The sequence below is a fragment of the Microbacterium sp. NPDC087592 genome (assembly GCF_044743585.1).
In the GTDB taxonomy this organism is placed as follows: Bacteria; Actinomycetota; Actinomycetes; order Actinomycetales; family Microbacteriaceae; genus Microbacterium.
Genome location: NZ_JBIUWT010000001.1, coordinates 16,122 through 29,805, shown reverse-complemented (window position 1 = coordinate 29,805; position 13,684 = coordinate 16,122). Strand labels below are relative to the sequence as shown.

11 protein-coding genes are annotated in these 13,684 nt (G+C 68.6%); 8 read left to right on the top strand and 3 right to left on the bottom strand.

Translation table 11 applies throughout. From position 1 onward, the window contains the following. Positions 1-5: 5 nt before the first annotated feature. Entirely contained in the window at positions 6-1,031 is a 1,026-nt protein-coding gene (locus ACIOTO_RS00125) for a glycosyltransferase family 2 protein (RefSeq protein WP_051662327.1), read from the bottom strand. 169 nt (positions 1,032-1,200) lie between these two features. Between ACIOTO_RS00125 and ACIOTO_RS00120 the strand changes: the two genes are divergently transcribed. From ACIOTO_RS00120 to ACIOTO_RS00095, 6 genes are all read left to right on the top strand, one after another. After that, positions 1,201-2,484, top strand: coding sequence for a CDP-glycerol glycerophosphotransferase family protein (locus ACIOTO_RS00120; protein WP_029262023.1), 1,284 nt, complete (start codon positions 1,201-1,203; stop codon positions 2,482-2,484). Further along, positions 2,481-3,257 carry a biotin--[acetyl-CoA-carboxylase] ligase gene (locus ACIOTO_RS00115; protein WP_400855795.1) on the top strand — a complete coding sequence of 259 codons (777 nt, stop codon included), beginning with the start codon at positions 2,481-2,483 and terminating at the stop codon, positions 3,255-3,257. Before ACIOTO_RS00120 ends, ACIOTO_RS00115 begins: the two co-directional genes overlap by 4 nt. 86 nt (positions 3,258-3,343) lie before the next feature. After that, positions 3,344-3,862, top strand: a complete 519-nt coding sequence (locus ACIOTO_RS00110) for a PH domain-containing protein (RefSeq protein ID WP_105710312.1) — start codon at positions 3,344-3,346, stop codon at positions 3,860-3,862. Between the two features lie 104 nt (positions 3,863-3,966). Beyond that, complete coding sequence (locus ACIOTO_RS00105; protein ID WP_372467210.1) at positions 3,967-5,091, top strand: 5-(carboxyamino)imidazole ribonucleotide synthase; 1,125 nt, start codon at positions 3,967-3,969, stop codon at positions 5,089-5,091. Between the two features lie 144 nt (positions 5,092-5,235). Then, positions 5,236-5,703 carry a 5-(carboxyamino)imidazole ribonucleotide mutase gene (gene purE, locus ACIOTO_RS00100; protein WP_036303450.1) on the top strand — a complete coding sequence of 156 codons (468 nt, stop codon included), beginning with the start codon at positions 5,236-5,238 and terminating at the stop codon, positions 5,701-5,703. Beyond that, positions 5,700-7,154 carry an LCP family protein gene (locus ACIOTO_RS00095; protein WP_105709624.1) on the top strand — a complete coding sequence of 485 codons (1,455 nt, stop codon included), beginning with the start codon at positions 5,700-5,702 and terminating at the stop codon, positions 7,152-7,154. Before purE ends, ACIOTO_RS00095 begins: the two co-directional genes overlap by 4 nt. 205 nt (positions 7,155-7,359) lie before the next feature. Here the strand turns inward: ACIOTO_RS00095 and ACIOTO_RS00090 are convergent, their stop codons facing one another. Then, entirely contained in the window at positions 7,360-7,947 is a 588-nt protein-coding gene (locus ACIOTO_RS00090; protein ID WP_105709625.1) for a hypothetical protein, read from the bottom strand. A 143-nt stretch (positions 7,948-8,090) separates the two neighbouring features. After that, a complete protein-coding gene (locus ACIOTO_RS00085; protein WP_400855793.1) occupies positions 8,091-9,854 on the bottom strand; it encodes a DUF4012 domain-containing protein in 1,764 nt (587 codons plus the stop codon). A 121-nt stretch (positions 9,855-9,975) separates the two neighbouring features. Here ACIOTO_RS00085 and ACIOTO_RS00080 point away from each other — a divergent pair, with 121 nt between their 5' ends. Beyond that, a complete protein-coding gene (locus tag ACIOTO_RS00080; RefSeq protein ID WP_400855792.1) occupies positions 9,976-11,049 on the top strand; it encodes a glycosyltransferase in 1,074 nt (357 codons plus the stop codon). A 100-nt stretch (positions 11,050-11,149) separates the two neighbouring features. Then, on the top strand, positions 11,150-13,603 hold the full coding sequence (locus ACIOTO_RS00075) for an FG-GAP repeat domain-containing protein (protein WP_400855791.1): 2,454 nt from the start codon (positions 11,150-11,152) through the stop codon (positions 13,601-13,603). Positions 13,604-13,684 lie beyond the last annotated feature (81 nt).

Sequence of the window (13,684 nt, the reverse complement as noted above, 5' to 3'; positions counted from 1 at the left end):
GCGGTTCAGGGCAGCGGAGTGTTGCGAGTGCCGAGGCGAGACGCGTCGACGGTGTCGCGGGCTCCGCGGAGCACGCCGCCGAGGAAGCCGATTCCCCAGGACAGGTGCATGGTCGGCAGCACGAGCATGGTCCACAGCCGTTGGCGCACACCGCCGCCACGCGGCGCCAGAGCGACGCCCAGCACGAGGAGCAGATACAGCGCGAGGGGTGCGTACACGATGAGGGAGACGATCAGCGAGACCGCGCCGCCGAGCACTCCGGTGAGCTGGAGGATCCCCGTCACGAGGGCGAGCAGGACCAGGAGCACGAGCGCAGGCGGCGCGAAGTAGCGGATGCCGTTGCGGCGACCGAACCGACGCACGAGCTCGCCGCGCCAGGCGCCGGTCGCGCGGAACTGGCGCGCCAGACGGATCCAGCTCTCGCGGGGCCAGTAGGTGACGGACAGCTCGGGGTCGAACCAGACACGGTGCCCGGCCTGACGGATGCGAAGGTTGAGCTCCCAGTCCTCGCCACGCCGGATCGACTCGTCGAACAGGCCGACCTCGTCCAGGACCTCGCGTCGCATGACGCCGAGATAGGCGGACTCGGCCTCGCCCTCCTGGGAGCTACCGTGGTACGCGCCCCCGCCGAGTCCGACGGGGGAGTTGTACAGGCGGGCGACGGCCTTCTGGAACGGTGTGCGTCCCTCGGCGTGCATGACGCCGCCCACGTTGGCCGAATCGGTGCGTTCCAGAGTCCGGAGCGCCCGGGCGGCGTAGCCGGCGGAGAGCTCGGAGTGCGCGTCGACACGCACGATCGTCGAATAGCGGCTCGCTCGGATCGCGGCGTTGAGTCCGACGGGAATGTGCGCCGCGGGATTGTCGACCAGCCGGATACGCTCGTCCTGCTCCGCCAGGCGCTGAGCGAGCTCCGTCGTGCCGTCGTTCGACGGCCCCAGCGCGAGGACGAGCTCGGTGGGGACATCGACGTCCTGGGCGAGCACGGATTCGATCGCGTGCTCGAGGTAGGCGCGCTCGTTGAGCACCGGCATCACGAAGGACACCCCGGGCAGGGGAGCGGCTGTTTCGTCGGCTGGCACATGACGATCATGTCACGGTGGCTCCTACTGATCCTGAGGAGGACGCGGACTATCGCCCTTCCGGCGCCGGATCCGTCCGCAGGCGCCGGACGACGCCGCCCCGACGAACTATTCTGGAGGGATGGGTGCACTGTCTGATGCGAAGAAGGCGTACCGACTGCTGACGCGGGCGCTCGCATCCCGCACCGCCGTGCAACGCGTGCGTCGGCGGCTCTCGGAACGCGAACCCCTCCCGACCGACCACTTCCAGGTGGCGGTGTATTTCGCCGACGGTGCCGTGAACATGTATCAGATGCGTCAGTGGTACCGCCCGCTGGCCGAGCTTGCGAAGCGGTGGCCCGTCGTCGTGCTCTCGCGTCAGGCGACCGGAACCGAGAGGCTGCTCGAGGAGGATTCCCCTCCCGTCGCCTTCGTGCCGAAGGTCCGCGACCTCGAACGGTTCATCGCGACGCAGGACATCCGCGTGGTGCTGTACGTGAACCAGAACACCCGCAACTTCCAGATGTTCCGCTACGGGCGGCGGTGGCACGTGTTCATCAACCACGGCGAGTCCGACAAGATGTACATGACCACGAATCAGTACAAGGCCTACGACTACGCCTTCGTGGCCGGTCAGGCTGCGCGTGATCGGCTGTCGCGCACGTTGTGGGACTATGACGTGGATCGCCGCACCATCGAGATCGGCCGGCCGCAGGCGGATCACTACTCGGGAACGCTCCCCTTCGTGCCGGACGAGCGGACCGTCGTCCTCTACGCGCCCACGTGGGAGGGGGACCGACCGAGTGCCCACTACGGGTCGATCGCCACGCACGGCGAAGCGCTCGTGACGCGACTGCTGGCGACCGGCGCGCATCGGGTGATCTACCGTCCCCACCCGCGTAGCGGTGTCGTGGACGAGGCGTACGGGGCCGCCCACCGGCGGATCATCGCGGCGATCGCTGCCGCGAATGCGGCGGACCCGACGGCGCAGCACGTCTACGATCATGCACCGGAGCTCGGCTGGCAGCTGACGGCGGCCGATGTCGCGATCGTCGACATCTCCGCGATGGTCTACGACCGTCTGGCTGCGGGGAAGCCGCTGATGATCACGCGTCCGACCGACGAACGTGCTTCCATCGACACGCAGGGCTATCTGGCTGATTGCGAATGGCTGACGGCGGAGGCCGCGCACGACATCGTCGCGGAGGTCGAACGGGTGCGAGCCGACGAGGCAGCCACCGCTCGTCTGCGGATGTGGGTGCAGCACTACTTCGGTGACACGACACAGGGAGTGGCCACGGAGAAGTTCCACGCGGCGGTCGACGGGCTCATGAAGGAGTGGGAGCGGTGGCAGGCCCACGAGGTCGGGGCGATCCGCGAGGACGAGGACGACGACGACGAAGAAGTCGACGACGAGGAAGTATGAGCGTGGACTTCTCGCTGGCGCATCCGATCGTCCCTCGACTCGAGGTGCGGGAGCGAACCGGGTCGACGAACGCCGATCTTCGTGCGCACGCGGGGGATGTCGTCGGTTGGCCGCATCTGTCGACCATCGTGACGCGCGACCAGACCGCGGGCCGAGGCCGCCTTGACCGCAGCTGGGTCGCCCCGGCGGGCACGGCCTTGGCCGTCTCCGTGCTTCTGCGCGCTCTGCCGCTCGACCCGGCGACACGAGGCTGGATTCCGCTCGCCGCCGGGGTGGCGATGTCGGACGCGGTCGCAGCGCAGCTGCCGGAGCACGACGTCGGGGTGAAGTGGCCGAACGACGTACTGGTCGACGGACGCAAGATCTGCGGCATCCTCGCCGAGGCGACGGGGGATGCCGTGGTCGTCGGCGCCGGTGTGAACACGGCGATGACGGTCGAGCAGCTTCCGGTGCCGACGGCCACGTCATTCGCGGCCCTCGACGTCGAGGTCGACGAGGATCGGCTCCTGGCCGCGTATCTCACCGCGCTGGATGATCTGCTGTCCACGCTCGTCTCGACGGGTGACGCGGGCAGGAGCGGGCTGCATGCGGCGGCGACCGCCCGATGCACGACGATCGGACAGGCGGTCCGCGTGTCTCTGCCGGCCGGCCGGATCCTGGAGGGCGTGGCCACAGCGCTCGATCCGGAGGGGCGCCTGGTGGTGTCCGTCGACGGCGAGCAGCAGGCGATTTCCGCCGGTGACGTCGTCCACGTCCGCCCTGCCGGAAACTGACACGCCGTCGTCCAGACGGCGATGTCGGCGATCACAGGCACAATGGTGGTGTGACCCAGCCTGTGACGCTCGGCGGGCGGCCCCTGATGCCGCCGCCCGGTACGCCTTCGGAGGAGTTACTGATCGCGCGCTTCCGGAGCCACGCGCGTCGGCTGTTCTGGTCGGCACTCGTGCTCATCGCGACCTTCGGTGCGACGGCGTACTTCTACGGCAACCTGCCCGCGGGCTTCGAGGACTGGATGCTGCTCGCCGCAGCCGGTCTCCTGGTCATCCTCGCGGTCGTCATCCCCTTCGTGATCTGGTACTCGCGCAGCACGACGGTCACGACCAGGCGGGTCATCGCGCACCATGGCATCGGCGCTCGCGGGCGCCGCGAGATGTCCCACGCCCGCGGATACACGATCGCGGTTCGCCGTGGTCCGCTCCAGCGGCTGTGGGGCTCGGGCAACATCATCCTCTCCAACGGTGTCGATGCGCCGCTCCGACTCGCGAACGTCCCGAACGTCACCCTCGTGCACGAGACGCTCGCCGACCAGATCGAGGTCGGGCAGATCCTGGCGCATCGCGACGCGCAGGCCGGCGGCGATGAACCACACCCGATGTGAGATCGCCGCTCGCGGCAGGGACGTGCGCTGAAGGCTGACCCGGAGCGTGTCGAATCCGGCCCTCCCGGTGCGCGAGAATGGGTGCAGACGAATGGAGACGGCACATGGCGTTGCGTGTTGGCGTGATCGGCGGAGGACAGCTGGCCCGGATGATGATCGCACCTGCGGTGGAGCTCGGTCTCGACCTGCGAGTGCTCGCCGAGGGCGAGGGGATGTCGGCCGCGCTCGCGGCCACCGCGATCGGTGACTACCGCGACCTCGAAACCGTGCGCGCTTTCGCGGCGGACGTCGACGTCGTGACGTTCGACCACGAGCATGTTCCGCAAGACGTCCTGCGAGCGCTCGTCGCCGACGGGGTCGTGGTGCATCCGGGCCCCGATGCCCTGCAGTTCGCGCAGGACAAGCTCGTCATGAGAGCCCGGCTCGCCGAACTCGGTGTGCCGCAGCCCGACTGGGCTCCCGTGCGGAGCATCGCCGAGCTGCAGGACTTCCTCGATGCGCATGCCGGTGCGGGCGTCGTGAAGACACCCCGCGGCGGATACGACGGAAAGGGCGTGCGGGTCGTCCGTGCCGCCGCCGAAGCGCAGGACTGGCTCGATGCTCTCGCCGAAGACGACGCGCTCCTCGTCGAGGAGCTCGTTCCTTTCGTGCGCGAACTCGCCCAGCAGGTGGCGCGCCGCCCGAGTGGGCAGGTCGTCGCGTACCCCGTGGTCGAGACGGTGCAGCGAGACGGAGTGTGCGCCGAGGTCATCGCCCCGGCGCCCGCTGCCGCGGACCGCCTCGTGGAGGTCGCCGAGGAGATCGGTCGCACCATCGCGGACGGGCTCGGCGTCACAGGCATGCTGGCCGTGGAGCTGTTCGAGACCGACGACGAACGCATCCTCGTCAACGAGCTCGCGATGCGCCCGCACAACAGCGGGCACTGGAGCCAGGACGGCGCTGTCACCGGACAGTTCGAGCAGCATCTGCGGGCGGTCGCCGATCTTCCGCTGGGAAGCACCGCGCCCCGCTCCGCCTGGTCCGTGATGGTGAACATCCTCGGCGGACCGGTGGCGGGCACGCTCGATGAGCGCTTCGGTGCGGCGATGGCTGCGCACCCGCAGGCGAAGATCCACACGTACGGCAAGGCTCCGCGACCCGGCCGGAAGGTCGGGCATGTGAACGTCGTCGACGATGACCTCGACGATGCCGTGTACGTGGCGCGGGCAGCTGCCGCCCATTTCGACTGAGCAGTGCTCGCTCTCGGCGTCACACGGCGCGAGACATGCGCGCGAAGAGGCGCGGCGTTCGGGGTTTCTCCCAGCGGCAGACCGTAGCCTGATCTGGTGACCGAGCCACTGCACTCCTCCGCCGTTCCTCTTGTCGGCGTCGTCATGGGATCCGACTCCGATTGGCGCGTGATGAGCGATGCGTCTCAGGCCCTCACGGACTTCGGAATCCCGCACGAGGTCGAGGTCGTCTCGGCGCATCGCACGCCCGACAAGCTCATGTCGTACGCGCGTGACGCGCGGTCACGAGGAGTCCGCGTCATCATCGCGGGTGCCGGGGGTGCAGCGCACCTTCCGGGCATGCTCGCCTCGATGACCCCGCTTCCCGTCGTGGGTGTCCCTGTGCCGCTCGCCTACCTCGACGGCATGGACTCGCTGCTCTCGATCGTGCAGATGCCTGCCGGGATCCCGGTCGCCACCGTGTCCATCGGCGGAGCGCGCAACGCGGGACTCCTCGCGGCACGGATCCTCGGGACGGCAGACCCCGACCTCGCCGACCGTGTCGAGGCGTACTCGCGCGAGCTCGAGGCCCAGGTCGAGGAGAAGAACGAACGGCTGAAGGGGTCACTGTGACCCTTGCGCCTCCGCGCGCATCAGGGCGCCCACTGATCGAGACCCGGCCGCTGCGGCACCCGGACCTCTCCGATCCGGGCACGATGGCGAAGCGCGGCTGGTGGCTGGTCGCGCTGAATCTCCTGCTGCCGGGCTCGGCCCAGGTGCTCGCCGGCAATCGTAGACTCGGTCGCTTCGGCCTCGGTGCCACTCTGCTCGCCTGGCTCCTCGCGATCGTCGCTGTCGGCCTCGCGCTGTTCGCGCGCCCTGTCCTGCTGTGGCTCACGATCGGCGGCGGGTTCTTCTCGGCTGCCGTCCTCACGATCGTGCAGGTGCTTCTCGTCGCCTACGTCGTCCTCTGGATCGTCCTGACATTTGACGCCCTGCGTCTCGTGCGCCTCGTGAAGCTCCCCGGGCCGTCGCGCCTCGCCATCCCCGTCGTCGCCCTGCTGCTGCTGGGTCTCGTCGGCGGGGGAGCCGCGTATGCGGCGACCGCGGTGGGCTCGGTGCGCAGCACGATCGGCTCGATCTTCGGTCAGAGCGGCCCGAGCGTGCAGCCGAGCGACGGCTACTACAACATTCTGCTGCTCGGCGCCGACAGCGGCGACGGACGCGACTCGATGCGGTTCGACAGCATCTCGGTCGTGTCGGTGAACGCCGACACCGGCGCCGTGACCATCACCGGCATCCCGCGCGAGCTCCCGAACGCCCCGTTCAGCGAGGGCAGCCCGATGCAGGAGCTCTATCCGAACGGCTTCGAAGGGCACAGCTCATCGACGTGCGGCTGGAACGGGTGGATGAACCACGTGCGCAACGCGGCCGAGGTGTGCCGCGATGACGGGGGAGCAGGGCTCTATCCCGACGCCGTCGCCCACGGCTCCGACCCGGGGATCGAGGCGACCAAGGACGCGGCGGAGGGAGTCCTCGGCATCGAGATCCCGTACTACGTGTTCGTCGACATGCACGGCTTCGCGGAGCTCGTCGATGCTCTGGGCGGCGTGGAGATCGATGTCACCGAGCGTCTTCCGAAGGGCGGACCGCCCGAGGGGTGGACGGGCACCGACGTGAACGAATGGGCCATCGGCTGGATCGAGCCGGGCACACAGCGGATGAACGGCGACACGGCTCAGTGGTACGCCCGATCCCGCTACACCACCAGCGACTGGGATCGCATGAAGCGTCAGCGTGAGCTCCAGGAGGCGATCCTCGCTCAGTTCACTCCGCAGACCGTGCTCACCCGATTCAATGAAGTGGCTGCGGCGGGCACGGCACTGATCAGCACCGATCTGCCCTCCGACAAGCTGCCGGAGTTCTTCGACCTGATGCTGAAGGCGAAGGAGCAGCAGGTGACGTCGATCGAGCTCACGCCCGACTTCGGCGTGGACGAGCACGAACCTGACTACGGCTTCATCCACGACCTGATCGCGACGTCGCTGCATCCGCCGACGCAGACGCCGAGCCCCGCTCCCTGACGACCGCGAGCCCGCGTCGACCGGAGACGGTGCTGGACGTCCGGACCGTCCCCGCGAGCGCGCGACAAAGCCCACGGCTCTCCCGTCCCAGAAGGGGCGAGCCGTGGGCTTCCGGTGGGTGCCACCGGATGCACCAGACGACGGTGATCGGAGGGGGAGGGATCACCGTCGTCCAGTCGACCACCGCGCGAGGCGGCAGCCGGACCTAGGCGCGCTTGCGGCGAGACGCTCCGACCGCGACGAGGGCACCGCCGGCGACGAGCGCCGCGGCGCCGCCTCCGAGGACCCACGGCGAGACGCTTCCGCCGGTGAGGGCGAGCTCGAATCCGTCGCCCGTGAGCGGCATCTCCGCGCCTGCCGGTGCGACCCCAGGATCGTGGTCGCACGTCGAAGCGGCATCATGACCGTGTGCGACCGTGATCGTCGCGGTGTACGAGCGCGAGCCGGCGAAGGAGACGGCGTAGGAGCCCTCTCCATCAGAAGGCGGGCGGAAGGTGAGCGTCAGGCTGCCGTCGGTCGCGGCGGTGTTGCCCGAGACGGCGGCATTCCCGGCGTTGAGCCCGGACACCGAGACGCTCACGTTCTCGGACGGCAGGAAGTACCCCGGTCCGAACACGATGGTCGAGACTTCGCAGATGTCGATGACCGGGTCGCCGACCTTGACGCCGGGAGGCGTCGTGTACGAGTCGGAAGACGCGGCCGGAACAGTCGATGGCGCAGCGGATGCGACGGCGGGCGCCATCAATACGAGCGCGCCGGCGGTAAGGCTGATTGCAGCCAGTTTTTTCAGCATGATTTCTCCCCAGAATTTCACGCGGAATCGCATCCGGATACACCCCTGCATCCGACTGCGTGGAGTCGTCTTGCCCCCACGGCAAGATTGCAGACTCCAGATATTCCCCAGTGGCTCAACGCTACCCTATCGAGCGCGGAATGTCACGTTGCGCAGTTCAGCGGTTTCCGTGCGGTGTCCGGAGCCTCGATGAGCGGTGTGTGCCGCACTTCCGTGAATCGCGCTCCCGCGCCCGTGCCCTCGAACTCGACCGTGATCGTCGTCGATTCGCCGGGGGCGAGGGAGACCTCGTGCTGCACCACGGAACGATCGCCGAGCATGGCCGTCTGTACGCCTTCCTCTTCGCCGTCGCGGTCGACATGGGCGGGCGTCGCGCCCTCGGGTCCGTACACCGCGATCAGCGTGCGCACCGTGCCGGCGGGGACGCCGTAGAAACCGTCGGCCGTGACATAGGCGGGCAGCGAGGTCGCGGCGTCCGCCGGGGCCGTATTCGTCCACGTGACGCGCACCTGCGTGGTCAGAGCGCCCTGACACGTGCCGACCGACGTCGTGATGGATGCACGGGTGTAGTAGTCCATCTTCCCGCCGGTGGTGTCATTCATCAGCACGCCCACGTAGGTCGCGTCGTCGCTGTCCGTGGGGATCGTGCCGCCCAGTTCGGAGGCGGCGAGCACGGCCTCCTCCTCCGGGTGTGCGCTCCAGATGCGGATACGACTCTCGTCCGCCGATGTGGCCAGTGCGCCGATGAGAGCCCGGGGGTCGCCGCCGGACAGTGCGGCGCTGAACAGGCCGCCCGCCGCCTGTGCGAAGATCTCGTCCTGCGTGGCGGGATCGGGGACGGCCGCATAGATCTGGGACAGCAGGATGTCCGTCACGGTGTCCGCTGTTGCCGTGAAGGGTCCGAAAGCGAGGTCTCCGGTCGCCTTCATGAGGTGCTCAGCGACGACGGCGTCCACGGCGATGACGCCGTCGACGGTCCCGCCGAAGCGACCCGTCCACCGGGCCGCGATGATCTCGCCCGCCTCGGCGAAGTCCGGGATGGCGGTGATGTTCTGGAGGTAGCGACCGGGGCGGTCGTCGAACAGGGCGATCGTGGACTCGCTGAGCGGCAGAGCGGTGTCCAGCGGCGGGAAGTCCCGGGTCGACGCCTGTCTCTGCAGCGTGATCGTGCCGTTCTCCGCGTGCAGCAGCGCGATCGAGCCGATGATCCCGCCGGAGGAGCGCAACTCGGCGTTGTTCTGCATGGCCAGGACGTAGTTGCGCGGACCTTCGCCGCCGAGCATCGTCGGCAGCAGCACGGAGGCGCCGTGCAGGGAGCCGACCACCGACGCGGCTCCCGTCACCGCGGATCGCAACTCACCGATGGCGTCGGCGAGGGGTGGCAGCGTCGCGCCCGCATCGATGCGCTTGGCCTGCAGCTCCGCAGCGCTGAGCGCAGTGCTCGCCGTACCGAGCGGCTTCTCGATCTCCGCGAAAGGGGCGAGGTCGATCGTGCCGCCTTCGACGCCCAGACCTGCCAGATCGAGCCCGCCTGCCACATCGAGCAGCGGTGTGAGCGCGTTCGTCGAGACGTCGTGCGCGATCTCGGCGATCTCGCTCACCGCGCGGAAGTTCGGTCCCAGCCACGGCAGAGCGCCGAAGGCCTGCCAGACGGGGTCCGAGGTGAGTTCGTCGGCGGACGCCGCATTGCGCGCGATGCTCCCGGAGACCCGCTCCGCTTCCTCGAGGTCACCCGAGGCGATCGATGCCTTCAGCTGCGTGGCGCCGTTGGCGACCTGCTGAAGGTCGCTGACCGCGCCGATCCCGCGGATCGTCACCCAGCCGATCGCGATGAGGAGGATCGACAGGAGAACGCCGACGGTCCACCCGATCCATCGGCGTCGGACGGGAAGACGACCATCGCTCACCCGAGCATTCAAGCATGAACCGCTGGTGCGGCGGTGGGCGAAAACTGTGGGAACGCTGACATTCGCGCGGCACGGGTGGTGCGCTCCACGGGGAGCTGCGCGGCGAGGATAGCCTGATCGCATGGGTGCTCGGCTGCGTGTGGTTCTGGATCAGCTCGTGCATGTCGTCGACCCCGACCAGGCTTCCGCCTCTCTCGATCTCACGGTCGGCCTGATCGCCACGGCACCCTCGGGGTGCATGGTGGACGCCATCGTCCCTGCGGGCGCGGAGATTTCGGTCGCCGGTGTCGGAGAGGTACGGACCCTCGGGCTCGGGCGCCGTGAGTTGGCCGCCTCCTGGCAGCTCGGGATCGCTCCGGGGGTCGGCGGAGGGATGATCCACTCGCCGACGCTGATGGCACCGCTCGTGCGACACGACCGAGTACATGACAACGACCAGACCACGGTCACGCTGTGGGATCTGCGCGCCTGGGACGCACCGGAGCAGTTGTCGAAGAGCCTCGTCGCCTGGCAGCGCGGGATGCTGCGGCGCGCGGTGAAGCATGCCGACGCCGTGGTCGTGCCGTCGCATGCCGTCGCCGAGCGGCTGTCGGAACTCGCACGCCTCGGGGATCGCGTCCGCGTGGTCGCGGGCGCTCCGCCCCGTGGATTCGCGGCGCCCGCAGACGCCGCCGACCGGCGAGCGGCACTGACGTTGCCCGCGCAGTACGTGGTGTTGGCGGGATCGGCGGCGGATCTGCACGACGGTTTCCGCGGCGCTGCAGCGGCGGGAATCGATGCCGTCGTGCTGGGCGCTCCCGATGGTGCGGAACCCCGTTACGCCGAGCTCGCTTCGGCTGCAGGGCTCCCCGAGCGGCGCGCGCACATTCGAGGCGCGCTGGATACCGCAGACCGTGCGGCCGTGCTGGCCGGGGCATCGCTGTTCGCCACGACGAGCAGTTCCGCCGGGTGGCCATGGCGCGCGGTCGAGGCGATGACCCTCGGGATCCCCGTCGTCGCCGTCGACAGCGGCTCGCACCGGGACGTGATCGCCGACGGGGGGATGCTGGTCGCAGCCGAGGAGATCGCGGACGCCATGGTGGAGGCCACGGACGCCGCCGCGGACCGGTTGCGCGTCCTGGCGGCGGATCGGTCCAGGGCTTTCTCCTGGGCGAGTTCGGCCGAACGGCTCTGGGGTCTGCACGCCGACCTCTGAGGGCTGGGAGCCACCTGCACATCGACACGACACGCCGGGCTGCTGTGGCCAAAGAGGCGCAACAGTGGCATCATCCTGCAACTTCCGTCACACTGGTCACATGTCTCGACGTGCCCCACGCTCGCGAAACACCCTGAGGACCGCCCCACTCCTCACCTGTTTCCTCGCTGTCTCCGCCCTCGTTCTCGGAACGGTCGTTCCCGCCGCCGCTGCTCAGGCGACGGTCGCGTCGCCCGTGGCGGCAGCCGCGAACGCCTCCGCCGCCCCCGTCGAAACGGGGATCGCGAAAAGCAGCCTCACCGGCTTCACTCCGGGCAACCTCATCAGCGACGCCGTGTTCACGAACAAGAGCACGATGACCGAGGCGCAGATCCAGACCTTCTTCAACGGCAAGGTCGCGCGCTGCCTGGGTGGTCGTGACGAGAACAACGAGGCGATCGTCTGCCTGAAGGACTTCCGGATGACCACGGTCACCCGCCCGGCAGACCAGTACTGCAGCGGATACACGGGCGCCGCGAACGAATCGGCCGCTCGCATCATCTATCGCGTCTCGCAGGCCTGCAACATCAACCCGCAGGTGCTGATCGTGATGCTCCAGAAGGAGCAGGGTCTCATCACCCACACGTGGCCGAGCGCCTGGCGCTACCGGATCGCGCTCGGGCAGGGATGCCCCGACACCGCGCCGTGCGACCCGAACTTCATCGGCTTCTTCCACCAGATCTACGGCGCCGCCCGCCAGATGCAGATCTATATGGAAGGCAAGTGGTTCCAGTGGTACGCACCGGGGAAGACGTGGAACATCCTGTACAACCCGAAGGCGTCCTGCGGCTCCGCGCCGGTGTACGTCGCGAACAAGGCGACGTCGGCTCTCTACTACTACACGCCGTACCAGCCCAACGCGGCCGCCCTGCGCGCCGGCTACGGCGAGGGTGACGGATGCTCGGCCTACGGCAACCGCAACTTCTACAACTACTTCACCGACTGGTTCGGATCCACGCAGGGCACGCCCGCCGCCGCGCCGCCAACGCTTGCCTCTGCGAACACCTCGCCGTTTGTTCTTGCGACGTCGACCGACGGAACTGTGTGGGGCTACCCCTTCGCGCGCGGAGTGTGGGGCAAGGCCGTGTCGCTCTCGACCGGGATGACCGACGTCTCGTCGGTGCATCTCATCGGCGACGCGAACGGAGACGGTAACCGGGACATCCTCGCGGTCGGCAAGGACAAGCGCGTGTGGTCTCTTCTCGGCGCTGGGGACAAGACGTTCGCGGCCCGCACCCAGGTGGGCGTGGACTGGTCGGGGAGCGTCATGGTCACCCCTGCCGGCGACTTCGACGGCGACGGTATCCCTGACATGTTCACGACGGATAAGGCTGGCGCCCTGCTGCTGTGGCGCGGCGACGACCGTGGGGGGTTCCGCCCACCGGTGACTGTCGGTTCGGGCTGGAACTCGATGAATATGCTCAGCGGCGGCTTCGACTTCAACGGAGACGGGCGCCCTGATCTCATCGGACGCGACTCCGGAGGCCGACTCACTCTTTTCACGGGAGACGGCCGCGGAAAGTGGGGGGCCTCCGTTCGGATCGGAACCGGCTGGCAGAACATGACCTCGATCATGAGCCCCGGCGACTTCGACGGGGATGCCAAGCCTGATCTGCTTGCGCGGGACGCCGCCGGCGCGATGTGGAAGTACGCCGGCGACGGCAGAGGCGCAGTCAAGGCCGGTGTGAAGGTGGGGACCGGGTGGCAGTCGATGGTGTCGATCCAGGGGGCGGGCTCCCCGGTGACGAAGGCGCGGCCGATGAAGCCTGGAGTCGGTGACATCGACAATGACGGGAAGGTCGACGTCGTTGCGACCACCACAGGCGGTTCAGCGCTCCTCTACTCGGGAAGCGGAGCAGGCGGCTGGCTGAGCTCGCGGACCATCGCGAGCGGGTGGGCGGCCGCCGACCGGGTCGTGCCGCTAGGCGACTTCACCGGCGACGGTAAACGCGACATCGGTCGCATCGATGCGACCGGGCGGTTCCTCCTGCACAGCCAGGTCGGTATCAACGGTGATTCAACGCAGATCGGACAGGGCTGGTCCGGCCTTGACCTGTTGATCGGAACCTCGGACTTCGACGGTGATCGGCTGCCGGATGTCCTGGCCCGCGATACTGCCGGGAACCTCATCCTCTATTCGGGCAACGGCAAGGGGGGCTGGCTGGGTTCCGGCGTCGTCGGCAAGGGCTGGTCCAACATGGACGCCGCGTTCTACGCCGGCGATTTCGACGGTGACGGAAAGGCCGGCGATATCATCGCCCGTCGTACGGATGGGACACTCTGGCTGTACTCGCTCACCGGAACGACGTGGGGGGACTCCCGCCAGATCGGCAAGGGATGGGGAGGCATGGCGCAGATCCTCTCTCCGGGCGACTTCGATGGAGATGGGAAGATCGACGTCCTCGCGCGCACAGCGACCGGCGACCTGCTGTTGTACAGCGGCGATGGACGGGGCGGGTGGTTGTCGTCCCGAACTGTCGGCAAGGGCTGGGTCGCTGCCACGCCCATCGGCTGACGACAGAGGACGCCCAGCGGCGTGCCATAAGATGGGGGAGTTCTCGGCGGCACCCGTCGCCGTCGCCGAATGAGTGGGCCT